Genomic DNA, 25,325 nt, shown 5'->3' on the forward strand with positions numbered 1-25,325 from the left:
AACATTAGTTAGCAGTTTCTCTGAAAATCAGTAAACCTTCATAAGGCACGGCAGTTCCTCCTTCCGTCACCGAAATAACTGTATTTCCGGAAATAACCGCGTCCATCGCCCCAACCGGATAAATGTAATTTTCATAACATTTTATCCCTGCCAGATCCTTCACCTCCCAGGACTGACCACCATCTCTGGATACTGCCATAGTCATTCCATTTCCCATAAGCTCTATATCCGGCTTATAGATGTATAGCCTTTTCTGATTTTTCGGACCATAAACCGGATCCTGATTCACGGAACTACCGGCAAAGGAAGAAGTCTTCTCAGCTCCTGTCGGAGTAAAATGATAAATGGTTCCGTCAGCTCCGAGCACTGTCGCACCGCCAACTTGCTGACCGCCGGTTCCTGTAGGAATGGTTGCATCAACCGGTTGACTCCAGTTTGCTCCACCGTCCGTACTAACGACCATCTTACGGGAAGAACCAGAAGAAGAATGAGTAACATACATAATCAGTTGATTATCCTGTTCAATGATGCTGGCTGAATTGTTGCGCAATCCACCAACCACATTTCCTATCGTCCAGGATTCCCCGTTGTCCTCTGAAAACAGTGCAGCCACAGTCCCACGGGTTCCGACCTGGCACCGTAACGGCATAATCAATCTTCCGTCGGAAGTTTTAATTCCATGCCCGGACAAAGTAGATAAAGTATAACCGCTCAAGGTCACATCTACTGCTTCTCCCTCTGTCCAGTTTTGTCCGCCGTCTTCAGACACCAAGTATTCTATACGGTAATCTCCGTCTTGTTTTCCGTTCAAATCCACCGTATAAAACAAATAAATCTTATCACCGACATTGATTACCTCCGGCCGCATATAAACTCCATTGTCTCCTCCTTTCAACACCGTCCAGCCACTCCAATTTTTTCCACCATCAGTAGAACGTTTCATTAAAATATCGGTTGCATTGGACCGGATTGAGGCCAACCGGGAAGTCTGCATCATCACTTCATGACGTCCTTCAGCAAACAGCAAGGTAGTACCATTTACATCCGTCAAAGCCGGAGCCTGAATCGTCATGTAATCATTTTCCCGTTGTACACCAACAGGCTCCTGCATCACATAATCCCCTTCGATACTCAATTCATAAAAACGGGCGGCCCCTATCCACGGATGAAACATCAACGGGAAGACTTGCTCTTCAACATCTTCTGCTGTAAAGGCCCATAACGTCTTACCATCAATCTTGACATAAAAGAAGTTATTTACACAAGCCAATACCAATTCAAAAGGCTCACACGGAGTAACATACTCCTGCATCGGGTCATTATTGATACCTTTCAACGAATTCACCAAACCTCCTCCACGCGCCCAATAAAACACAGAAGACGACCAATCCAAACCGAAAAGAGAACGGTCACTCCAACCTTTTCCTCCTTCAAAAGAAAAATGGCTTAATGAATTACGTCCCATGACCTCAGTAGCCATCCGGACAGTAACTTTCCAGTTCTTATTCGGACCGTTCTGCAGATATACACGGGACTGAAGAACATTGTACATATAACTCAATTGATTTCCGCCATAATTATCTGTATTGTCCAAAGCATCGAGAATTGAATGCTGACGGACTCCAAAATAAAGATTTCCGTTGCGGTCTACTCCGTGTATCCAGGATAAGGTATCCCAGACACCGGGCATCTCCACCGCAAAATCAGTAAATCCCATGACAGACATCTTTGTAAAATCAGGTTGACCGTCCTTGATCAGATACACCGCATTCGAACCGTCAAAAGGATTCGGCATCGAATCGTCCGTAACAAAAATCCCCTCTCCGGTTCCAGGCATATCAAAGTGCTGTTCCTTGTAACAGCCTGCCAAAAGCAAACTGAAAACTGCTCCAATGGCTATTGTAAGTTTTAACCTATTTCCCATATTATTCATTCTTAACATTATTTCCAACGTTCAGGTTCTATCGGCAAGTACCAGTTAGCAGGATTAGACAACCGGCTGTAAACCTCATTCTTCTGATTCTCATCATCATACTTGGCAGATACAGTACGAGCTATGATTCCGGATTCTCCCAACCTGGTTTCCCGAAGTAAAAGGTCATACCATCTCTTGCCTTCAAAAGCATCTTCACGCGCTTTTTCTTTAAAAAGCTGCTCTTTCATGTTCGCTTTATCAAGAGCGATATCATCCCGTTTGTATTTTTGCAAGCCACGGGCCACTCTGACTACATTCAACATTTCCAAAGCCGCTCCCGTATTTCCCAGCTCATTTTCAGCAATTCCCCGGATCAGGTATACATCGGCATGCTTAAGAATATACCAGTTCGCAATACTTTCATACGGCTTGCGCATAGATTTGCCTTCTTCATCCAAACCGATATACTTCCAGATTACATCTTTCCGGTTGACACGCATGTAGCTCACCTTTGAACGAATATCCAAAGGCTCATTAAACAATTGGCTACAAACCGTCATTTTAGGTTTAACTAAGTATCTTCCACCATCCGCTTCTATCGGAGAAGTAAATTCTTGTAACCGCTGGGTACGGAACCCTTGTTCAAAAACATACATAAATCCAAAAGAATTATAAGTCGTGGCAGAAGCCGCCGCCGTAGTCGTATATTGTTGCGGCCAGGTAGATGCTGCTCCCAATTTGCCCTGTTTGATAAAAAACTCAGCATAAGCAGAAGCTTCCTGATACAATCCGTTCCATAAAGCCACCTCAGCAGATAAAGCATAAGCTCCAATCCAGCTCGCCCGAATCAAAGGTTCCTCTGCAGGAGGAGCAAACCCTAAAGCATATGAGGTTCCGTTGATCAACACCCTCGCCTTGGCCAAATCACTCATAATCGCTTTCCAGACCTCCTGTTCCTGAGCCGGCTGTAACACAACAGCCCGTAACTCTTCATCAGTCATGGTAATGGTATTCATCTTCACAATGTTACCCTTTTCATCCTCGAAAGTAACGTCATCAGCCACTTCTTCCAATACCAAAGGAACCTGCCCGAAAGTACGTACCAGTTGGAAATAACACCACGCCCTCAGGAAATAAGCTTCCCCGTAAAATATTTTTAAACGGGTAGCTGTCACTTTATCCCCATTCGGTTGCATCCTCGGCAGATTCTTCAATTGGTGATTACACCGGGCGATGGATTTATAAAGAAATCCATAATCAGTATAAGGATTCAATGTAGAAACCGTATTATTTATAAATTCACTCACGTAAACATCCTTGGTCTCCCCCTCCGTTACCAGGTCTGCACGGGCCGACCCCCACAAAAATAATTTATGCACTTCCGGAGACAATGGAGCATACATACCGTATGCTACGGAGTTTAACTCACTGTTATTAGTGTAAAAATCATCTGGCGAAGCTCCATCTATCGGATCCACGTCAAAGAAATCACCACAAGCCGTCAGCATAACACAACATGCAACCACTGGCAATTTCCATTTGATATATCTCATTATCCTCATCATTCAACAGATTAAAATGATACATTTAAACCGAATATATAAGAACGGGGCGAAGGAGTCGCACCACAATCCACACCTCTCATCAAAGGATCCAAGCCTGAAAATACCTCAGGGTCAAAACCACTGTATCCGGAAAGAGTCCACAAATTGTTACAGTTTACCGACACACGTACGCCTTTGATAAAGCCCATCCGGTTTTTCATCGGAACATCATACTGAACCGCAATACTCTTCAGACGCAAATAACTGCCATCTTCCACCCAACGGTCAGAAGTAACAAAGTTATTGGAAGGATCACCATACGCAGACCGTGGCAACCAACCATTTCCGGGTTGTTCAGCCGATACCCAACGGTTCAGTACATCCCGGCTCTGATTACTGTAATCAGACATCATGCTTAACCGCTGACGGAAAAGATTATAAACATCATTGCCATAGCTATAAGTAAATAATGCTGCAAAAGACAACCCTTTCCAGGTCAGATTAGTTCCGAAACCACCATAAAATTCAGGGATAGGCGAACCGATAACCTGCCGGTCCAGACCGTTGATTTTATGGTCACCATTAATATCTTCCATCTTATAATCTCCCGGCTGGTACTCGGAACCATCGGATTTCACCACATCAATCTCTGCTTTAGTGTTGTAAATTCCTTTTACTTTATAACCGTAGAAAGCTCCTAATTCTTCACCTTCTTTAGCCACAGCAGTAAACTGGTCCATTGTCCGTACAATCTCTCCGTTTTTCAAACTCTTCACTTCATTTTTCAGCGTGGAAATTGTAGCAAAAATGCTCCATTTCAAATCATTTTTCTGTATGGGATTAACAGCCAAAGACACTTCCACTCCCTGGTTGACTACATCCCCGTTATTCTCATACTGCGGGTCCAAACCGATTTCAATCGGTAAAGATTTTTGGGTAATCAGTCCCACAGTCTTCCGGTAATAATAAGAAGCACCTACTTCCAGCAAATTTCCAAACAACGCCGCATTCACACCGGCATCATAATTATGCGTATACTCTGGCTTCAAATCATCATTACGCACATTGCCTAAATAAACGCCACCGTAAATATAATAAGCGGCAGGCTTGTAAAGCCGGGCATAATATCCGCCGCGTACATCATTATTTCCCGTACGTCCATATTGACCAAACAATTCAACCCATTCCGAAGCTGTTTGCAAGGCTTTCCAACGAACCTCGGCTCCGGCATACAAATTCCATGCTCCGTCAGCTCCGAAATTTGAAGAACGTTCCAGATTAAAGTTTGCTCCCAAGTTCAGTTTATTCCGCCAGTTCAATCCACCGGACAAATACACATTCATCATATTGTGTTCATACCGGGTATTGGCCAAAGAATCCACAAATTTACCCTTGTCCAGAGATTCCATTTCATCACTCGCAGCATTCACAGTCCGTCCGAAAATCATCTTCTCCTCATACATATCCATGGATAAACCTGCATTGGCATTATAGGTCAAATCTTCCAAAATATTCCCATGACGATTCACCAAAGCTTTCCATCTCATCAGATACTCGCTGTATGAACGTTTGGCACTCTGCCGCTCAATATAACGGTCCATTGCTATTCCTTCTGCCGGCTGATGCAATTTTTCGGTCATGGAATTATAACTAACCATTACTTCCGCATTAGCCGAAGTCTTCGAATTAATCGTCCAATCGCCCCGGATCAATGCATCCACTTTATTACTCAATCCTTTATTATTCAATCCTTCCACCAAAGCCGCAGGATTGGTCATGCCCAAAGCATCCACTCCGGCCAACTGCTCCACTTTGATCCCTTCAGCAGAATAATAATCCTTGGACATAAAAGGAGCTTTTGCAGCCGATACAAACAAAGGATTCTGTTTCCAATTACTTCCCTCTCCAAAGAAACGATTGTTTCCATAATTATAAGCAAACAAATTCGAAATCTTCACTTTCGGAGATATTTTGAAGTCCAGGTTAAAACGCATATTAATGCGCTGGTCTTTTACCTCTTTCAATACTTCACTTTCAGAAGTATAACCGATACTGAACAAATAGTGGGTATCACCGTCACCACCCTTCATTTTCAGATACACATCCGAAAAAAGTCCCTTCTGACTCAACTCACCGGGCCAGTAAGTCTCATGGCTGTATGCAGGTTGGGAAGGGTCGAAAAGCGGATTCTGTTGCAACTCACCAGCTGAATACCCCCTGTCTGACATCATCTGGTACAGATAGGCACGATATTCCGCAGCATTCATCAAAGAAGGTTCAAAATCTGCATCCATAAATCCCACCCGCACGGCTGCATCAATAGTTGCCGTTCCGGTAGTACCTTTATCGATCTCCATCTCGATAATTCCGTTCCCGGCACGTCCACCATAAAGCACATTGCTATACCCATCCTTTACAATTCGCATGGAAACTATATCCAACGGATTGATAAAAGTCAGATTGGAATGAAGCACTCCGGAAGCAAAAGGACCCACGTTCGGAGCCTGGCGGGCAGGCAATCCGTCCACAAACACATAAGGAGACGTATTCAGATTCACCGAAGTCACACCACGAATCATCATCAGACCGGCATTACCGACAAAACCATTGTAAGCCGTATAAACTCCGGCTTCTTCCCCCATCAATCCCCGGTCAAACAAAAACATCGAACGCATGGAATATATGTCATTCCACTCTTTTTCTTTCGGCGACACGGCCAAAACAGCTTGTTTGGTCGTATCGGCCCTCTCTTCCGTTTCCTCCTGAGCCAACGCCAGACGCGGAACATTCAGCCCCAGGAAGCAAAAGAAGAAAATCTTGTATTTATTAAACATCTTCATATATATTACTTTTTCTGATCAATACATTTATTAGAAGGTGACATTCGGAATCAAATCAAGCCGGTCTATCAGTAAACTGCTATACTCATCCATAATAAATTTCAATTCAATGTCTCCCCGCTCCTTCACTTCAATCGTTCCGCAATCCTTGTATTTCAAAACAGTGTATTCGGAGAAATCCCCATCAGCACTTCCCATGTTAATACCGGATGTAATTGTTGCATTTTCATAAATTAACCTTAAGGTCGGCGTATAAAGATTATTATATATTATCCGCACCTTATATGATCCCCGGGCTACATCCGGCACAGTTATCCGAAATGCATCCCCCGTCTGGGCAGCAACAAACCAACAAATGGGCGGCTGGGGTTCATCAAGCAATAACTGATGAGAACTGGCCACGGTCATATCTTCTTTCACCATGGCTGGAGCAACAGTAAATACATTCTGCTTATACCCTTTCATAGCGTTAGTTGCCCCGTACAAATTAGTCACAATCGTACCAGCCGTATGATCCGACAACTGAATTACATTATACATTTCGTGCACTACGCCATTCAATGCATTGCGGTCAGTACGGGTAGACACCCGGAATTGCTGATTCAGGAAAATAAAACCTTTACCGTCATCTCCCACTGTCTTCTTATTGAAAGTCACCACATCTCCTTTAAAGAGAGGCTGCAACATTTTTTGATCAACATCATTGATAAAATAACGGTTACCCGGGAAAATATGGTATTCCAACCACATTTTCAGAGAATCGGCAGACAACTCTTCAGGATGGAAAGTAACCTCTTCATCCTCCAAAATAATATCCGGCTCTACAAATAAAGTAATCAAACTATCAGTCAGATAGGAAGTCATTTCAGCCTTTTCAAATAAACCGAGCATGATTTCAAAACGTCCGTCCTCTTTCAACAATTCATAAACCGACTGGATTGGCGGTTCCAACACAGCATCTATCAGATTCAGATAGCCGTTTTTCAATTCAATATTATATTCTTTTATTACAGCCGAATTGTTCAGTTTCATCGCCGTATAAGAAGTCACATCCACAGATAAAAAGTAATTCTTATCCAACATCGTATACTGCGTCATTTTTCCTCCATTCAAGGAATTGGTATGAATCTGGGACTCCAGGGCCGAATATTTCAGGTACATTAACCAATACTCAGGAGCTTTCTCCTTATAATTCTTAATCTTCAATTGCCCGAACAAATTATTCCAAGCACTGTCTACCGGAGCAAATACCGTATAAGTACCAGCCGTAGAAATCTGGCTGTAGAAACCGGAATAATCACATATCTCCTTGTATACGGAAAGTTCAGGACGTGTCTTGATATAATCGTATATCTGCATATACTCCTCGTCCACATCATATTGCCGGCCAATAAAATTTTCTTCACAGCCCGTCAGCTGGGTTAAAGCCAATAGAACAATGACAGGAATGATCCATTTATAAATTACTGTTTTCATGTTTCTGATATTTCAACGGTGTGAATATTATTTCTTTCCTTTATAAAATTCCTTTTGCCTCAGCAACAGGTTATTCTGCACCTCTGTATCCCAGTAAGGCAGAAACCAACTTTCCGGATCATCCAGATAAGCTTTTAAAGTCTGTTCTTTAATGGTTGATGCAGAATATTCACTGACACGGTCTACCAACAAACTCTTATAATCGAAATTCCGGGCTATACGAACTAACGTAAACCAGTCCTTTCCTTCATAGGCCAATTCTGTCCTGCGTTCACAAATAATCTTATCCATAAAACTCTCATCAGTACCCATTTGTTCCGGAGTCACTGTTTCCATCGAGGTGGCCAGACGAATCTCATTGATAGGCTCGACAGCCTCTCCATAACGTCCTAAAGCCCCCAACGCCTCAGCTTTCATCAACAACACTTCACGGTAACGGTAGAATATAAAATTCACTTTCCCCAGTCCCGTATAGTCCCTGTTTACATATTGTCCATTATCAGCCGATATACCCAGGTATTTAAAAGCACCCCAATATATAGACGTACCTACCGCAATTGTCCTGACCGTTCTTTGAGGCCGGATAGTGTCGATGGTCTCATAAGCACCGGACTGAGGATATACTTTTCTTACATTGTAATAATAAGCCGTTCTGTTCGCTGTAATTACACCATTAAATAACGTTCCTACAGCACTGTACAGACCTTGATCCAGGTATTGATATTCAAAAATAGATTCCTTGGAATTTCCGGTAGCAAACATAGAATACCACGTCTCCCAAGTGGTCATATTTCCTTTATAGTCCTTCTCCACTTCTTCACATAAATCAATACATTCCTGATATTTTTTTCTCCACAACTTAACGTCTGCCCATAAAGCCCGGACTGCATTCTTCGTGATATACCCCCGGTTTTCCTCAGGATTCGCATAACTTTCCGGTGCCATGATCAAAGCCCGGGATAAATCCGACTCAATAGAATCCAAAACCACCGCTTCCGGCGTTGCAGCAGCATAAGGCAACTGGGTATCCGACTCATACGGCTCTGTGTGATAAGGCACATCTTTAAATGTCCGCACCAGATAAAAATAATACAATGCCCGGATGGCATAAGCCTGCCCTAACATTTCCTCCATCTCTTCCTGAGTAAAACTACGGTCGTTATCCATCACCAAATGCACATTCTTCAACAGAGAATTAGTCCAATAAATTCCTTGATAAACAGTAGCCCAACTACACAAAGAATTAGTAATCCGGAGGTCCTGATTGAGAAATTGCCGGTACGAAGCCTCGGCAGACGCCTGCAAACCATAAATTTCAGATCGTAATCCACCCCATACAATAAATTTTTGAATATTGTTGTTCAGACTCGTATATACTCCATCCAATGCCGCCTTGGCATGGTCCTTGCTTTTCCAATATTCTTTTTTTGTCAAAGAATCCGGTATATCCACCGTAAGGAAATTACTACACCCCTGTAAACCCAGGAGAATGACAAAAAATATAGTAATTATTATATTCTGTTTCATATCTTTTCGTCTTTACTACTATTAAAATGAAGCCCTGATACCAAAAGCAATCTGAGCAGAGGGCGGTGTAGCACTCACGTCAACAGCAATCTTTGTTAAAGTACCCTTGTTCAATCCGATTTCCGGATTCAATCCCTTATACTTCGTCCCACACCACAAATCCATGGCTGTCATCCAAACCGAACATTGCTTCAAATGCAATTTGCGAACAAAATTCAAGGGTAAATTGTAAGTCAGACTCACCTCTTTCAGTTTAATGAAAGACGCATCTTCCACCCACCGGGAAGAAGCCGCATAGTTCCAGTCAGCATAATCATAAGCCCGTGGCATATCCGTTACATCACCCTGCCTGCGCCAACGTCTCATAATGGAAGTAGCCTGATTATTATCACTTCTCATACTTTCCAGGTCGTAACGTTGTCCATTGATCACATCCTGCTCCAGACTATAATAGAAAGATACTCCCAACGACCAGTTTTTCCAACTAACATTATTCCGGATCGTACCGAACATACCAATATTGGCATCTCCGATCTGTACCACATCCAAAGCATTAATCACACCATCGTGGTTAATATCTTCATATATCATATCACCGCCTTCAAAAACATGTCCGACAGAAGAAGAATAACGCATTTTTTTCGGAGTACCGTTAGCTTCATACACCACATTTCCATTGAAATCCCGAACAACAGCATCTTCATCACGGGCATATACTCCCTTAGCTTTATAACCGTAAAAACCTCCGATAACAGAACCTTCCTCCAATTTAGTTTTAAAGCCGTTGTATACATCCTCAGTATATCCGCCGACTTCACTATCCTTCACATAGTCCGGCATTTTCAGGATCTTCTGACGATTGCGGGTTGCACTGACATAGAGACTCCATTGGAAGCCCGATTCCAGACGAACCGGAACAACCGTAATTCCCACTTCGACACCAGAGTTCTTCAAATCACCGAAATTGGTATAACGCCTGTTTACTCCATCACCATCAACATAACCGATTGAGTTGGAAATCATCTCCCTCAACAATAAATCCTTGGTTTTCCGGGTATAATAGTTAAACTCTCCGGCAAAACGACCGTTAAACAAATCCCAGTCAACACCACAGTTATACTCCGTAGTCCGTTCCTCATGAATATTGTCATAAGCAAAACCGCTGATGTAAGAGTAAGGATAGTTCATATAACCTCCGGACGAACTACTGTAAGTAACATCCAACATATTGGTAATATTGGGAAGTTTACCGGTTTGTCCCCAGGAAAAACGAGGTTTTAACATACTTACCCATTCTTTTTCCTTCAGGAAAGGCTCCTCCTCCATTCTCCAGGCCAAACCTACCGTCGGATAGATTGAAAAAGGATTTTCCTTACCGTATTGGGAAGAACCTTCCGTCTTTAATGAAACATTCAGATTATACCGGTTCAGCAAACGGTACTGTGCATCCAAAACCACACTGATACTCGTGCTTTCCGAATTAGAACCTTTCGCATAGTCATACATGGCAGCACCCCCACTCTCCGTCATATTAGATGAACCGCTCCGGTTGTAACTCATGTCTGTAGAACCTCCGGTATTGTAAATTAAATCAAAGATTCCGTTCAAAGCCACATAGTGCACATCGTTATTTATCGGACGATAGAGAAGTCTGTTTTTATTCATCAACAGCATATTGTAACTATTGTCACGAACACCGCGGTTAAAATAAGAAGCATGTCCGAACAATCCCAAAGCTTCCGACGGTACAAAAAACTCATTTCCCCCCTCCTTGTAATCCACAGACACCATAGTAAAGAAATTCAGGTCCTTGTTAATATTAAAATCCAGGGACAAAAGAGAAGTAAACTGATTTTCACGACTTTCAAAAGTAGCATTGTCCACCATTGCAATCGGATTATACATCTTCGTACCAATACTCGGAATGGAATGACCACCACTTCCTTCATCGTCAATGAAATATTCATTACCGTCCAAAGTATAGACAGGCAAGAAAGCTGCTCTACGATAAGCAAAACCACGAGGGTTTATCAATTCATTTGACCATCTGTTCAAACCATAAAGAGGCCATTCCCAGGAACGCTTATCTTTCATCTGATTGTTATACTGGAATTTCGCAGAAATCTTCAGTTTATCTGACATCCGGTAGTCCAGGTTAATCATCGTATTAAAACGATTAAAACCACCACCCTTGGTTGTTCCGTATTCCGTATCATAACCCATACTCCAATAATAACTCAAACGGTCGCCTCCTCCTCTCAAAGAAAAATTGTATTTCTGTTGAAATCCGGTACGGGTCAACATTTTTACCATATCCGTGTTATTATTATAAATCCACGCATCCGTCCGCGTCAAATCGCCCCGCAATTCTTTCATATCACTTTGCCTGTCTTCCCCCACTGTGTTTGCGCGTGATTCAATAACATACATACGCTGTTGGTCACCGTTCAGCAAAGGAATACGGTCCGGCTTCAAGACAGCTGTCCAGGTTCCTGAAGCTGAAAACTGAGGTTTTCCGCTCTTTCCACGTTTCGTACGAATGACAATTACACCGTTGGCACCACGGGAACCGTAGATAGCAGTAGAAGAAGCATCTTTCAAAATATCTATGGATTCAATATCCGCAGGGTCCAAACCAGCAATCGGACTGGAACCGAAATTATTCAAATCAGATACATTATAATCTTCTCCCAACACTTCAGCACCGTCAATCACCCACAACGGTTTGTTGTTTCCTTCCAGAGAAGTCACACCACGAATACTCATGGATGCACCAGCCCCCGGATCACCGCTATTAAAAGTCACCTGCAAACCCGGAGCCGCACCTTGCAACAATTGATCGACCGAAGATACCGGCTGGTTTTCCAGCACCTTCATATCTACAGCAGTGATCGCATTGGACATATCTTTACGGGATTTGGAAATCATACCCATATCAGCCTGACGCTCCCGTTTTCCGTAAACCACAACCTCTTCCAATTGCTTGTCATCACTCTTCAGAATAATCTCATAATTTTTACCCGCTTCAAAAGGTAAGGTAATTGTTTTCAATCCTACAAAAGAGAAAGCGATCTGGGTAATACCTTCCGGCACCAAAACCCGGAACTTACCGTCAATATCCGTTGTCGTACCACCAAACACACGATTGTTGGCATTCAACATAATCACCGTCGCCCCAATCAAAGGATTTTCTTTGCTTTCCTCGTAGACAACGCCCTGAATATAATTCCCCTGCGCTGCAACTTCTTCAGCACACCATATCGTTAATAGTGCGAGTACACTGATATACTTTAACCATTTTATCCACATAATTTAGACTTTTAAATTTCCAGAAGTTTATCTACAACATGCAGCACACCATTAGAACCTTGTCGGTTACTTTTTTCCAGTATAATATTGGCTCTGTTAGCACGCGGTGTTTCCAAAATACAATTCTCCCAGGAACCTTTTAACAGACGAGTAGAACCATCCATCATCGTGATAACACCTTCAGAGAAACCATCAGTATATAAACGGCTCCCTGAGACTATACATTTCGTCAACAACTTGGCAGCCTCCTCCTCCTCCATGGTCGCAACATTTATGTTGCTGTTGCTAAAAGCATCATTTGTCGGCGCAAAAACCGTGTAACGGATAACACCGGTCTTATCCAGCAAATCCACACGGTCTGCTTTTTCTATCAATGTCTTAAAAGTACTCAGGTCATCGTCCTTAGCAATATATTTCCGAAACAGCAATTCAGTAGAATCGGTATTCAGCAAATGATTAAAAATTCCGTCCACTTCAAACAACGCACCATTATCTGCAACCCACGCCGCTTCTGGAGAGGTCAAATGTACTTCTTTGCCCTTAAAATCTTTGAATACAGGCGTACCACTCTCTACTTCACACAAAATATCTCCAAAAGCACCCGGATAATAACGGTGTTCAAACTGGCCTTCATTCAAATCCGCCATCAATACGCCGGCATTCAAACGCATAACCAACGTATCCAGATATTCCGGCTCGTATCCGTCAATTCCTTTCTCCTCTCCTTCTCCATTATCCCACGCTTTAGAATCATCAGCCTGTATCAAAACAATACGGGAGCTGTGCTGATAAGAATTATCCACACCAAACCACCCATCCGTAACAACGGATTTCCGCTCAATCAGTTTTGCCCATTCTTTATAACGTTTATTTTTAATCAGATATCCCGCCTTTACGCTGGTAAACAAAGGAATATCAGGCACCTTGTTTATTTTATAAATCATACTGTTGGAACTAAAAATAGCTCCCACATACATGCTGGCAATATCATTCTTTAAAGTTAAAAAATCTCCGGCATAAGACCTCCAATAAGGCATATTCCGGGCAATATCGCTTAACCCCCAGACATAGGGCGTATTTGCCGACACAATAGCCTTAAGGAAAGGAACAACCAGTTCATTCGGCACAGAATCAAAAGACACCAGCAAGTCCGGAGTAAAATAAGGCTCAAAAAAAGTTCTCATAGCCTCATCCGTAGGCAAAAATGCTGTATTAAAGAAATCCTCATCAGCAATATTCAGAGATTGTCCACTTCCTGTTTTCTCCGTTACATTATAAAACTTTATTAAAGTGGTGTCCACTTTATCATTTTCAATACCAACCGTGGTATATCCACTGAAACGGTCGAACCATTTGTTAATGACGGAAAGTTGCGGGTCAGCAGCAATGGCTTCATCCATACGCGGAGCAAGCATCAACGGACCATCCAGCACATGGACAACTCCGTTGGAAGTCGGAATATCACGGTCCGTAACAGATACCGGAACATTCTCTACCATAAAATCCCCCGGTTCAACCCCCATCATTTTACGGTAATCATCACCTCTGACTGACAAATAAGAAGAAGTAAACAAACGAATATGTTTGGACGGATGAGCCTTCCCTGATGTACGGGTATCCTTCTTCACACCCAAAGCATACTGAGAAGGGGTCTTGTCCCAGTCATCCGAATATTCATAATACTTCTCCAAATCATAGTAATAAACCATTCCCAACATAAAATGATAATTGATAAAATCAATCATTTTACGCTCCGGCATATTAGCCACAGTCCATCCGTTCTCATCCAGCCATTTCTGCACATCTTCATCTTTAGGCGCAAAACAGGTATATAAACCGGACTGGCTTAATGTCCGCTCCAAATCCGCACGCCGGATCATCTGCAAAAACAATTCAAATCCGCCTTTATTCTCCAACACCTGCGTAACACTCATTCCGATAGAGGCATCATTCACCTTATTATAGTGGTCGTCGAACTCCTCCCGGCAACTGCCGAAGAGAAGCACCACCCCACATATCCATAACAGAAGCTTTGTATTCATATAGATTTGATTAGATTTAATTATTCATCAACAACATCCGAACCATAAAAATTCAGAGTAGCAAAACCGGCGCATAGCTTATCACCACCATCCGAACCGCAAGGTGTTACAAACATCATCTTGATATACCGGTAAGTCACCACATCAGGGAATTCAAAAATCTGTTCAGCCTGACTGACAGCCACATCGAAGGCATGAAACAATGACCATTGTTTTTCGTCAGACGGAGTAGCAGAAATATTATTACCATAAATTTCCACTCCCCTCAGTAATTGAGAAGATTTACGCTGTTGGATACCTACTTTCTCCAATTTTTTCTTGGCTCCTAAATCCAGAATAAACCAATGGGGGTAGTCAGGTTTGCCTCCTTGCCACTGACTATGCCAGATTGTATTGGGATCATCATCCAAAAGATTGGTCACAGGAGAATCATTGTTCTGCGAAGAATAGGACATTACCCGCCATTTGCTGCGGTCCAGTCTTCCTGCCTCCTTCTTATAGAAATCCAATACTTTCCGATCAGATTCATTACCGTTTTCATCCACCACACTGGCATATACTTTAATACTTTGAGAACCACTTATCGAAGAGCCGATTTTCACAAACTGTCTTCCGGAAGTATAAGCACCGGCCACCACCTCTTCTTTATAAGTATTCCCATTCAGATCCGTATAGGTCAGCTCCACATAAAAAGTTTCATTATAATTGTTCTCCCAAATAACATTTATACCGGAAAAATCCACGCCAAGGCTGACACGGCCATAAAACAGATTCACCGTAGATTCCAAAGCCGAAGCCATGATCTCTACCGGTTCAGAAGCTTTGCCCTCCGTATTATAAACCAAAAAACGGAAATAATAAGGACTATTGTCGGCAATACCCTCTATCACTTGCTGAGTCAACCCACCCTTGGTAAGGCAACGGTGCACAACTCCATCTTTATCCACATAAGAAATTTCTACATAAGCCAGATTGTTCATCTGGGGATTATCCCACTGAAAGAGAATTGACCCGTTGGCAGCGGTATAAGTCACATTCGACACCGGCGCCACTTTAGCCTCTCCGGTATTGTCATCCTTGCAAGCAAAAAACGACAATAACAGGATTAAAATTGCAATACTGCGCATAAATGATCTCATTACTATAGTTTATTAACGATTTATATTTAATAGAATTTTTGTACACCTCCGCATTGTCCGGAAAAAATCCTTAAGACAATTCTAAAATATTTAATTTTTGTTTAAATCCTGGTTTCACAAACGATTCCGGGAGTAATTTAAATGACCCGGATTTATTACAAACACGCTATAAATTTACTATATATTCTGAGCAAAAGTAACTAACAAAAACGAATAATTAGCGATTTTGTCCAAAAAATATTCCCCTATTTCCGTTTTTTTCACACTCTCTCCTCATTCTGAGAAAAATACATCTTAAAATTTAACACTATATGTATTGTTTTTTTATCGTTAAAATAAGTTATATTTTGTTATTTGTTTTATTTTTTAAATTCTTTTCTAATATTCCTTTTTCATTTCCGTCTTTCCTCTTTTAAAGTTATCTTTGCCGGAACTTCAAAACAAGAAATATGGCAGGAGTAAAAAGTCTGGCTAAAGACACAGCCATTTACGGTATGAGCAGCATCGTCGGAAAATTCCTGAACTGGTGTCTCACACCCCTTTACACCTATTTACTCGTTCCCGAAGCTTACGGACTCGTTGTCAATTATTATTCCTGGATTGGCTTAATGCTGGTGTTGCTTACATACGGACTGGAAACCGGCTTTTTCCGTTTTGCCAACGACCCTGCAAAAGGAAAACCGCAAACCGTATATTCCACCTGTATGACTTCCTTAGGAAGTACAACATTGTTATTTCTCGGCATAATATTCTTGTGCTTCACCCCGCTTACCCGGGCTTTGCATTGCGAACAAAATCCCGAATACCTGGTTCTGGTAGCCCTGATCATCTGTTTTGACGTTTTCAGTGCCCTTCCCTTTGCTCACCTGCGTTTTTGCCAACGCCCGCTTCGGTTTGCCTTTCTTAAATTGTTCAATATTGCACTAACCATCGGATTAAATCTATTTTTTCTGGTCCTGTGCCCCATGATAGCCAAACACGCACCTCAATGGATTTCATGGTTTTACAACCCAACCTACGGAGCCGGTTACATCCTGGTGTCCAATGCAATAGCTTCTTTTATTCTGCTATTGACACTCCTGCCGGAAATTTTCCGCATCCACTGGAATTTCCGGTTTGACTTACTAAAAGAAATCCTAAGGTACTCTTTCCCTTTGTTAGTGCTCGGTCTGGCCGGAACGATGAACCAGAATCTGGATAAATTACTGTTCCCATACCTTTTCTCCGACCAGACAACAGCCATGGACCAACTGGGCATATACGGAGCTAACGCGAAAATTGCAGTCGTTATGATTATGTTCACTCAAGCTTTCCGCTACGCTTACGAACCTTTCATCTTTGCAAAGAACAAGGGAGAAGATAAACGGAGCACTTATGCCCTGGCCATGAAATTTTTCATTATCGTCGACCTTTTCATTTTTCTGGCAGTAATGTTCTTCTTGGATATCCTTCGATATTTTATTGATCCCGGTTATTTTGCCGGTCTGAAAGTAGTACCCGTTATCATGCTGGCCGAATTATTTTCCGGCATTTTCTTCAATCTTTCCCTGTGGTATAAATTAACGGACCGCACTTCCTGGGGAGTTTACTTCTCCCTGATCGGTTTAGCCATCATTGTGACTGTGAACATCATCTGGGTTCCCCGCTTCGGCTACATTGCCTGTGCCTGGGCTGCCTTTGCCTGTTATTTGGTCATGATGGTCTTATCCTGGCTTATCGGGCAACATTATTACCCCATCAATTACAATCTCCGTTCCATCGGTAAATATACGGTCCTGGCCCTGTTGCTGTACGGGATTGCCTTCTGGGTACACATCGACCATATTGTACTCCGGTTGGGGTTCCGGACCATCCTGTTAGGGATCTATCTTTTTTATTTAGTTAAACACGACCTTCCGTTAAGTGAAATTCCAGGCATAAACCGTTTTTTCAAACCCCAAAAACAATCCCTGTAGTCCCTTCTTCTTGTACTGCCCCTGGAATTTATCCTGTCCCCGATGCTCACTCATCATGCCGGCCGGGAATCCATTTTTTTTCTTCCACCTGCTGGTCATGGGACAGTTTCCGCGATAGCATAAACAAATAATCCGACAACCGGTTCATATATTTTACTACCAATTCGTCAACTTCCGCCTCTCCCGTTAAATCCAGAATACGGCGTTCGGCCCTCCGGCAAACTGTACGGGCAATATGGCAAAAAGAAACAAGCTGATTTCCTCCGGGCAGCACAAAATATTTTAGCGGAGGGACCTGTGCCTCCATCCGGTCGATTGCTTCTTCCAATTTTTGAATATCGGATTCCCGGATTTCCAACCGTATCTTTACCTGGTCAGCCTGAGGTGCAGTAGCCAAATATCCCCCCACATCAAACAGGCGCGACTGAATCTCAACCAATTCCCCGGCCACCAAAGGGTCTACCGGATAAGACCGGATCATCCCCAAATAACTATTCAACTCATCCACTGTCCCGTAAGATTCCAAACGAATACTATTTTTAGGAACCCGGACGCCTCCGATTAAAGAAGTCATTCCTTTATCTCCGGTTTTCGTATAAATTTTCATATATATTTACATCTTAAATCATCAAATTATATTTTCCCGGCTGAATCTTTTCATCGAAAAGAAGCAGTCCATACCACATCATGTCAACGGAAACAGTAGCCTTATCCCGGTATTGCCGCCATAACCTTCCATTAAAGGAATCTTTATAAATATCGGCAATCACCATGTATTTCGGTTTGTTTGACAACATCTCCCCAAATGAGAACTCAACCGGCAATATCTCGCTGGTTTTCCGGCCCAGGCAGATAAAATCAGCAACCGGTAACTCTTCCAATACATTACTTTTCATATATACTTCAGGATTCGTATGCTTCAAATAATCCACTAACATTTCCGCATTCCGTCCGATGCAAACAACACGATGAACACGGAAATATCGGATCAAACGGGACAACAAACGAAACACCTTCCGTTCACGACGCCCCGGAAAATTCATCTTTATCCCTGTTTCGGGATAGGTAAATTGTTTTCCCTTATCCCGAAGCACATTCAGTATGAAATAAAACATAAAAGGAGAATGTACACCATATCCTCTTTTATGCCGGAAACGCACTGCATGCTTTAACCGTTCTTTCAAATAGCTCATAATCAAACACTATTTATAAACAGCATCTCATCCTTTATTCAGGAATCTTTTCAACGAAAATAAAAAAGATATATATAAATACCAAAATTCATTTGCCTCTGTTTTGTCCTGCTTTATCCGTTTTTATTATCTTTGTTACACTTATGGAATTATCAGGTCTGAACATAAAATTCCTGCCGGGCGTGGGAGAAAAAAAAGCTGCTGTATTATTGGAAGAACTGGGCATACAGAGCTATGAAGATATGCTGTATCATGTTCCCTATAAATACATTGACCGTTCCAGAATCTACACCATCAGCGAACTGACCGGCCGTCTCCCTTACATCCAGGTTAAAGCTAAAATCAAAGACCTGAAAAGCGTCGGAACCGGCAAAAGCCAGCGTATGACGGCCATAGCTTACGACGATACGGGAACAATAGAACTGATTTGGTTTAAAGGATTCAAATATCTTCCCGGACAATTGGCTCCCGACGTGGAATACCTTATTTTTGGCCAACCTTCCGAATTCAATCACAGACTGAACATTGTCCATCCGGAAATAGATAAATTTGAAAAAGCTTCTCCCCTTTTAGTCGGTTTCCAGGCCATATATCCCACAACGGAGAAAATGAAAAAAGCCTTTCTGAATTCAAAAGCAATCGGCAAAATTCAGGATACCATTTTTAAAACCATTCAGGGGAAAATTTCGGAAACCTTACCGGCATGGTTCATCCAGCAACACAAATTCATGTTTCTGCATGAAGCGCTTTACAACATTCATTTTCCAACCTCTCCGGAAATGTTGAAGGAAGCTGTTTTCCGGCTTAAATTCGAAGAGTTGTTTTACATCCAACTGAATATCCTTAAACTGAAATACAAACGGAAAACTTATTTTCAGGGGCATGTTTTCCAAAATATAGGTACCTATTTTAATACGTTTTACCAGCAATATCTTCCGTTCGAACTAACCAATGCCCAAAAACGGGTGATTAAGGAAATTCGTCGGGACTGCGGTAGCGGCAAACAAATGAACCGCCTGTTGCAGGGAGATGTTGGCAGTGGCAAAACACTGGTGGCCCTCATGTGTATGCTGATATCATTGGACAATTGTTGCCAAACCTGCCTGATGGCACCGACAGAAATTCTGGCTACCCAGCATTACGACACCATCAGCCACCTGCTTGAAGGTATGAATATCAAAGTTGCCCTGCTAACCGGCTCTACCCGTAAAAAAGAACGGGAAGAAATCCATCAGGGCCTCCGTGACGGCTCCCTTCAAATACTCATCGGCACCCATGCTTTACTGGAAGACGTCGTCACTTTCCAAAACATCGGATTGGTGATCATCGACGAACAACATCGCTTCGGAGTAGCCCAAAGAGCCCGGCTATGGCAAAAGAACAAGGTACCTCCCCATATACTGGTCATGACTGCCACCCCTATTCCGCGTACCCTGGCGATGACACTCTACGGTGACTTAGACGTTTCGGTAATAGACGAACTGCCCCCGGGACGGAAACCCATTACCACATTGCATACTTACGACCGGAAACGCATGGATGTATTCCAATTCATTGAAAAAGAACTGAAAAAAGGACGTCAGGCGTATGTGGTATATCCTTTAATTTCTGAATCTGAAAAATTTGATTTCCGGGACCTCGAAGCCGGTTTTGAACAATTAAACAATTACTTTTTGCCCAAAGGCTACAAAGTCGGAATGGTACACGGTAAAATGAAGCCGGCAGAAAAAGATTTTGAAATGAAACGCTTTCTGACAGCCGAAACCAAAATTCTGGTCTCTACAACTGTCATCGAAGTTGGTGTAAACGTACCCAATGCATCACTCATGGTCATAGAAAGCGCCGAACGTTTTGGCCTTTCCCAGCTCCATCAATTGCGGGGACGTGTAGGACGGGGAGCAGATCAGTCTTATTGTATTTTAATGACTCCTTACAAAATCTCCAATGATTCCCGCAAACGCATTGAAACCATGACCTCCACCAATGATGGTTTTGAAATTGCCGAAGCAGACTTGAAACTTCGCGGTCCCGGCGATATTGAAGGAACTCAGCAAAGCGGACTCACCTGCAGCCTGAAAATAGCTCATTTAGGAAAAGACATCCTCATTCTGAACGAAGCTTCCCGGATAGCCAATGAAATATTAGCCAGCGACCCCGAACTGCAAAACGAACAGAACCAACTTTTTGCTACTCAGATCAAACGGCTTTTCAAAACCCGCATTACGTGGAGGTACATCAGTTAAAAGCATTAAAAGTTTTCGGATTTCACTGCTAAAGCTTCTGCCATCTCCGGTTCAATGCAACCCAGGGTATGTTTGTCAAATACCAGAGTCTTCTGTTCCGGCAAATAAGCAAATACTTTTTTCCCTTTCAGTTCCACGACTTTCACTTTGTTTTCTCCCTCCATCTGATACCAGGCTTTTTCTTCCGGGAAATACCGGAAAGCTACCTGGCGTCCGCCATTTTCTTCTGCTACTACCAGGTTATTCCGGGTTTTAATTACCTGGTAAGTAAGGCCATTGTGAACCAGTCTTGTTTCTTCCCGCTGACCGTCTTTCATTGTAATAGGATTCCGGCCTCCCCACCATTCGATAGAGTTAAATATCAAACCGTCGCCTAAGATACAAATTTCATAAACCGGAAGAATACACATACCGAGAAATACCAGTTCATTCACAAATTTCTTCTGGGAAACCCGGCCATTCCAGTCGTGCAATTTACTTGTCAAACGGAAAGGACCGTAACATCCGGTGGCCATAAATCCCATCGTTCCAACTAAAGCAATAACCATTGCCTTTGTAATCATTTTTTTCATCTTGTTCATTTTTAATTCATTATTATTACTCTCTTTCCTTTCTACGCTATGAAATTAAAAATGATTAGAAATTTGCCGGAAAATTCCCGGATATTTCCCCTCTCACCCCTAAAAAAAACCGGAAGGCTTTTTTTAAAAGGCCTTCCGGTAACCGTTTTTTCTTTTCTTATTATTTCTTCTTATAGAACTTATGCGGTTTAATCATATTTTCAGGTTTCAGCAATTCATCCAGTTCCCCTTGGGACAACAACCCCTCTTCAAGCACCAAATCATAAACGCTTCTGTTTTCCTTCAAAGCCCGCTTGGCAATCCGGGAAGAATTTTCATACCCTAACGTAGGATTTAAAGCGGTCACAATGCCGATGCTATTCAAAACCATTTCACGACAACGGTCCGGATTCGCTGTAATGCCTTCCACACACAGGACTCTCAAACGGTCCATTCCTTTCTGCATCATTTTGATGGAAGAAAATATAGCGTGTACCATAACAGGCTCCATCACATTCAATTGCAATTGCCCCGCTTCTGCCGCAAAGGTAACAGTCAGGTCATTGCCAATAATCCGGTAACAAATCTGGTTAACCACCTCCGGAATGACCGGATTCACTTTTCCCGGCATAATAGAAGAACCCGGCTGCATCGGCGGCAGGTTGATTTCGTTCAATCCGCAACGGGGACCACTCGACAACAAACGAAGGTCATTACATATTTTGGATAATTTGACAGCAAGTCGCTTCAAAGCTGAAGAATACATAACCGAAGAACCTGCATCCGGAGTTGCTTCTATCAGATTGGATGCCAATACAAACTCTTCACCACTAATGATACGCAAATTCTTAATACATTTGGAAGAATACTCCGGTTCGGAATTGATACCGGTACCGATAGCCGTAGCTCCCATATTCACTTCCAGGAACAATTTGGCATTCTGATTCAGCCGGTCCACTTCCTCTTCCAAATTAGCAGCAAATGCTTCAAACTCCTGTCCCAGAGTCATCGGCACAGCATCCTGCAACTGGGTGCGTCCCATCTTAATGATTTCCTTAAACTCTTCCCCTTTAGCCCGGAACGATTGGATTAACAGCCTAAGATCAGCAACCAACTCTTCGTTCATAAAAATAAAGGCCAGTTTAAAAGCCGTAGGATAAGCATCGTTGGTGGACTGAGACATATTCACATGATTGTTGGGGTGGCAATATTCATATTCGCCCTTTTTATGCCCCATCAATTCCAGAGCACGATTGGCAACCACCTCATTGATATTCATGTTGGTGGATGTTCCTGCTCCACCCTGAATCAAATCTACCGGAAACTGGTCATGCAACTTGCCATCTATAATTTCCTCACAAGCCCGGGTAATAGCGTTGGCTATCTCATCCGGCAAAATACCTAATTCCTGATTAGCCTTGGCTGCTGCCCACTTCACCATAGCCAAGCCCTTCACATAATTAGGATAATCACCGATTGTGATTCTGCTTATATTACGAAAATTTTCAATTCCCCGGAGAGTCTGTATCCCGTAATAGGCCTCTGCCGGTACCTCTTTTTCACCTAATAAATCATGTTCAATACGTGTTTTCATAGAGTTATCATTTTTAGGGGGCATATGAAAGCTCCACTTTATACATTAAAATTTATCTAACGTTTTCCTACTTTAAAAGTTGCAACTAAAACCATACAACCCTTATTTCAAAACTTTTCTCAAAGTTAGGAAAAAAACAAAGTAACAGAAACTTTAATAGAAAAGAAACAGAAACTGCCAACCTTTCCAAAGATATACAACACAAACGTTTACGACAAGTTAAGAAAACTTTAACACTGGAAAGATTCCCATTCCCCCCAATTTTCAACGTTATTTTTAAATTTTTCCGGTCCTTATGAAAACATCCACCCTATTCCGTCTCTTCCTTGATCTCATCCAACGGTTTCAAATGATCTGCAACCTGTCCCTCTCCTTCCCCGAAATAAGGGAACACATCCATAAAGGAAGTATCGGAAATACTCGCAATCTCATAAGGAACAACAAAAGTGGAAAGGCTCTTCTCCAGATTTTCCATAGCCCGTTTTATATCAGAAGCAGCAACCAAATAATATTGGAAAGTAGATTTTTCCTTCCCGCTCACTTCATCTGCATCAATAATCGCCACTTTAGCTTTATACCAACGGTCGTCATGCTCATCCTCCGAAGGCACAACTTCAGTTACATTGGATTTTTTCAGACTACTGATATAATAATCTCCCTGGATAACCGATTCCATTTCGTGTAAAATCCGGCTCTCCGCTTCCGTATAGGACATCGCATCCAGCAGATAAGCTTCATTTACTTTCTTTTCACGGCCGTCCTCATTGACCTTCATGTATTTCACTTTCGCTTCAAACCAATTTGCTGTCATATCTTCTCTGTTTAAATTTATTGCTACACCTAATGAAACCGCAAATGTACAAAAATTATCTGCTTATAATTTTATAAATATCTTTTTACGATAGAGCGGATAAGTAACTGCCCAACAAAACAATAACATACACATCCCCCACAACAAACCGCTCAATGACGGCATTGCAAAAATGGAAAAAACATGCTCCGTCAGCCATCCACAAAGAGTAATCCGCTCCCCGCCGACCGTCATCCACTGCCAACGCCACAACACCACAGCCAATACACCGGACAGAAAATAAGTGAACAAAGCATTTGTTCCGAAAACGGCAAAAAATACTGTCCATCCTTTTATTTTCCAGAAATCAATCACATACAACAAAACCGACCAAAGTAAAGCTGCCCAACCACAAGTATATAAAACAAAAGAACTGGTCCACAAGCGTTTATTGTAGGGAAAAACAAAATTCCACAACCAGGCAATCACAAGGACTCCCGCAGCCATTCCCATCAACCGCAAAGCTGCCTTTGGTTTGTTTTCTGCCTGTCCCAACCACATAGCAGCCATATACCCCAACAACATATTGACAAGTGCAGGCAAAGTCGCGGGTATTCCTTCCGGATCAAATCCTGTCCCAGTGCGTGCATTATACACATGAATATGGTCCTGACCAAACAAAGCCACGTCCACCTGCCCCGGAAGATTATTCCAGGGGTCATTGAACCCGGTAGTTGACAACAAAAGCCAATAACCGCACAGAATAACCAAACTGGCCAGCGAAATCCGCAGATAACTTTTCAAGCCCAAAGCCAAAAAAGAACCCACCACATACACCAGGGCTATTCGCTGAAGAACCCCCATAATCCTCAAATGAGAAATGGAAAAATCAAAAGGCAACCAGTTATACACCAATCCCAATCCAAAAATGCAAATACCACGCTTCAAAATTCTCCAAACGACACCGGCATTCAATTGATGGCCCGTCTTCCGCATGGAAAACCAACAGGAGGCTCCCACCACAAACAAAAAAAACGGATAAACCAAATCTGCCACGACACAGCCATGCCACGCAGCATGCCGAAGCCATGAAAAGCACTCGCCACTGCATCCGGGATTATTTACTAATATCATCCCTACCACTGTCAATCCTCTCAGAACATCCAGTGAAAAAAAACGTTTATACTGTTCTTGCATC

The 25,325-nt window shown here is 42.5% G+C and carries 16 protein-coding genes; 2 read left to right on the forward strand and 14 right to left on the reverse strand.

Translation table 11 applies throughout. The annotated features are described in order from the left end of the window. Window positions 1-4 precede the first annotated feature (4 nt). Genes D1136_RS08565 through D1136_RS08600 form a run of 8 tightly spaced genes read right to left on the reverse strand, consistent with a single transcriptional unit; the run spans window position 5 to window position 15,792 of the window. Window positions 5-1,924, reverse strand: a complete 1,920-nt coding sequence (locus tag D1136_RS08565) for a sialidase family protein (protein WP_161877218.1) — start codon at window positions 1,922-1,924, stop codon at window positions 5-7. A 17-nt stretch (window positions 1,925-1,941) separates the two neighbouring features. Further along, window positions 1,942-3,468 carry a RagB/SusD family nutrient uptake outer membrane protein gene (locus D1136_RS08570; protein WP_161877219.1) on the reverse strand — a complete coding sequence of 509 codons (1,527 nt, stop codon included), beginning with the start codon at window positions 3,466-3,468 and terminating at the stop codon, window positions 1,942-1,944. A 20-nt stretch (window positions 3,469-3,488) separates the two neighbouring features. After that, on the reverse strand, window positions 3,489-6,299 hold the full coding sequence (locus D1136_RS08575) for a SusC/RagA family TonB-linked outer membrane protein (RefSeq protein WP_161877220.1): 2,811 nt from the start codon (window positions 6,297-6,299) through the stop codon (window positions 3,489-3,491). Window positions 6,300-6,329: 30 nt separating this feature from the next. After that, complete coding sequence (locus D1136_RS08580) at window positions 6,330-7,775, reverse strand: fasciclin domain-containing protein (protein WP_161877221.1); 1,446 nt, start codon at window positions 7,773-7,775, stop codon at window positions 6,330-6,332. 27 nt (window positions 7,776-7,802) lie between these two features. After that, window positions 7,803-9,302 carry a RagB/SusD family nutrient uptake outer membrane protein gene (locus D1136_RS08585; RefSeq protein ID WP_161877222.1) on the reverse strand — a complete coding sequence of 500 codons (1,500 nt, stop codon included), beginning with the start codon at window positions 9,300-9,302 and terminating at the stop codon, window positions 7,803-7,805. A 21-nt stretch (window positions 9,303-9,323) separates the two neighbouring features. After that, on the reverse strand, window positions 9,324-12,611 hold the full coding sequence (locus tag D1136_RS08590; RefSeq protein WP_161877223.1) for a SusC/RagA family TonB-linked outer membrane protein: 3,288 nt from the start codon (window positions 12,609-12,611) through the stop codon (window positions 9,324-9,326). A gap of 11 nt (window positions 12,612-12,622) precedes the next feature. Then, the gene (locus D1136_RS08595; protein WP_161877224.1) at window positions 12,623-14,653 is read right to left on the reverse strand and encodes a fasciclin domain-containing protein; all 2,031 of its coding nucleotides are present in this window, start codon (window positions 14,651-14,653) and stop codon (window positions 12,623-12,625) included. Window positions 14,654-14,673: 20 nt separating this feature from the next. Continuing rightward, window positions 14,674-15,792, reverse strand: coding sequence for a discoidin domain-containing protein (locus D1136_RS08600; protein ID WP_161877225.1), 1,119 nt, complete (start codon window positions 15,790-15,792; stop codon window positions 14,674-14,676). A 449-nt stretch (window positions 15,793-16,241) separates the two neighbouring features. Between D1136_RS08600 and D1136_RS08605 the strand changes: the two genes are divergently transcribed. Next, window positions 16,242-17,747: a lipopolysaccharide biosynthesis protein gene (locus D1136_RS08605; protein WP_161877226.1), complete on the forward strand. Its 1,506-nt coding sequence runs from the start codon at window positions 16,242-16,244 to the stop codon at window positions 17,745-17,747. A 46-nt stretch (window positions 17,748-17,793) separates the two neighbouring features. On the opposite strand, the gene D1136_RS08610 is transcribed toward D1136_RS08605, so the two are convergent. Next, window positions 17,794-18,354: a cob(I)yrinic acid a,c-diamide adenosyltransferase gene (locus tag D1136_RS08610; RefSeq protein WP_161877227.1), complete on the reverse strand. Its 561-nt coding sequence runs from the start codon at window positions 18,352-18,354 to the stop codon at window positions 17,794-17,796. 13 nt (window positions 18,355-18,367) lie between these two features. Next, entirely contained in the window at window positions 18,368-18,940 is a 573-nt protein-coding gene (locus D1136_RS08615; RefSeq protein ID WP_161877228.1) for a hypothetical protein, read from the reverse strand. 143 nt (window positions 18,941-19,083) lie between these two features. On the opposite strand from D1136_RS08615, the gene recG reads away from it, so the two are divergent. Further along, window positions 19,084-21,183, forward strand: a complete 2,100-nt coding sequence (gene recG / locus D1136_RS08620; protein WP_161877229.1) for an ATP-dependent DNA helicase RecG — start codon at window positions 19,084-19,086, stop codon at window positions 21,181-21,183. A 5-nt stretch (window positions 21,184-21,188) separates the two neighbouring features. Here the strand turns inward: recG and D1136_RS08625 are convergent, their stop codons facing one another. The 4 genes from D1136_RS08625 to D1136_RS08640 all read right to left on the reverse strand — a co-directional run bounded on the left by D1136_RS08625 (window position 21,189) and on the right by D1136_RS08640 (window position 25,324). Next, window positions 21,189-21,755, reverse strand: coding sequence for a DUF3332 domain-containing protein (locus tag D1136_RS08625; RefSeq protein WP_161877230.1), 567 nt, complete (start codon window positions 21,753-21,755; stop codon window positions 21,189-21,191). Between the two features lie 169 nt (window positions 21,756-21,924). Further along, complete coding sequence (gene aspA, locus D1136_RS08630; protein WP_161877231.1) at window positions 21,925-23,337, reverse strand: aspartate ammonia-lyase; 1,413 nt, start codon at window positions 23,335-23,337, stop codon at window positions 21,925-21,927. A gap of 310 nt (window positions 23,338-23,647) precedes the next feature. Beyond that, window positions 23,648-24,148, reverse strand: a complete 501-nt coding sequence (locus D1136_RS08635; RefSeq protein WP_161877232.1) for a DUF4494 domain-containing protein — start codon at window positions 24,146-24,148, stop codon at window positions 23,648-23,650. Window positions 24,149-24,211: 63 nt separating this feature from the next. Beyond that, entirely contained in the window at window positions 24,212-25,324 is a 1,113-nt protein-coding gene (locus tag D1136_RS08640; protein ID WP_161877233.1) for an acyltransferase family protein, read from the reverse strand. Window position 25,325: the final 1 nt, after the last annotated feature.

The organism is Odoribacter sp. Z80 (assembly GCF_009935865.1).
GTDB lineage: Bacteria > Bacteroidota > Bacteroidia > Bacteroidales > Marinifilaceae > Odoribacter.

Coding starts and splice junctions, on each gene's coding strand:
- D1136_RS08595 (WP_161877224.1), bottom strand. CDS start 14,653: ATGAATACAAAGCTTCTGTTATGGATATGTGGGGTGGTGCTTCTCTTC.
- recG (WP_161877229.1), top strand. CDS start 19,084: ATGGAATTATCAGGTCTGAACATAAAATTCCTGCCGGGCGTGGGAGAA.
- D1136_RS08610 (WP_161877227.1), bottom strand. CDS start 18,354: ATGAAAATTTATACGAAAACCGGAGATAAAGGAATGACTTCTTTAATC.
- D1136_RS08605 (WP_161877226.1), top strand. CDS start 16,242: ATGGCAGGAGTAAAAAGTCTGGCTAAAGACACAGCCATTTACGGTATG.
- D1136_RS08625 (WP_161877230.1), bottom strand. CDS start 21,755: ATGAAAAAAATGATTACAAAGGCAATGGTTATTGCTTTAGTTGGAACG.
- D1136_RS08615 (WP_161877228.1), bottom strand. CDS start 18,940: ATGAGCTATTTGAAAGAACGGTTAAAGCATGCAGTGCGTTTCCGGCAT.
- D1136_RS08580 (WP_161877221.1), bottom strand. CDS start 7,775: ATGAAAACAGTAATTTATAAATGGATCATTCCTGTCATTGTTCTATTG.
- aspA (WP_161877231.1), bottom strand. CDS start 23,337: ATGAAAACACGTATTGAACATGATTTATTAGGTGAAAAAGAGGTACCG.
- D1136_RS08600 (WP_161877225.1), bottom strand. CDS start 15,792: ATGAGATCATTTATGCGCAGTATTGCAATTTTAATCCTGTTATTGTCG.
- D1136_RS08590 (WP_161877223.1), bottom strand. CDS start 12,611: ATGTGGATAAAATGGTTAAAGTATATCAGTGTACTCGCACTATTAACG.
- D1136_RS08575 (WP_161877220.1), bottom strand. CDS start 6,299: ATGAAGATGTTTAATAAATACAAGATTTTCTTCTTTTGCTTCCTGGGG.
- D1136_RS08570 (WP_161877219.1), bottom strand. CDS start 3,468: ATGAGATATATCAAATGGAAATTGCCAGTGGTTGCATGTTGTGTTATG.
- D1136_RS08585 (WP_161877222.1), bottom strand. CDS start 9,302: ATGAAACAGAATATAATAATTACTATATTTTTTGTCATTCTCCTGGGT.
- D1136_RS08640 (WP_161877233.1), bottom strand. CDS start 25,324: ATGCAAGAACAGTATAAACGTTTTTTTTCACTGGATGTTCTGAGAGGA.
- D1136_RS08635 (WP_161877232.1), bottom strand. CDS start 24,148: ATGACAGCAAATTGGTTTGAAGCGAAAGTGAAATACATGAAGGTCAAT.
- D1136_RS08565 (WP_161877218.1), bottom strand. CDS start 1,924: ATGGGAAATAGGTTAAAACTTACAATAGCCATTGGAGCAGTTTTCAGT.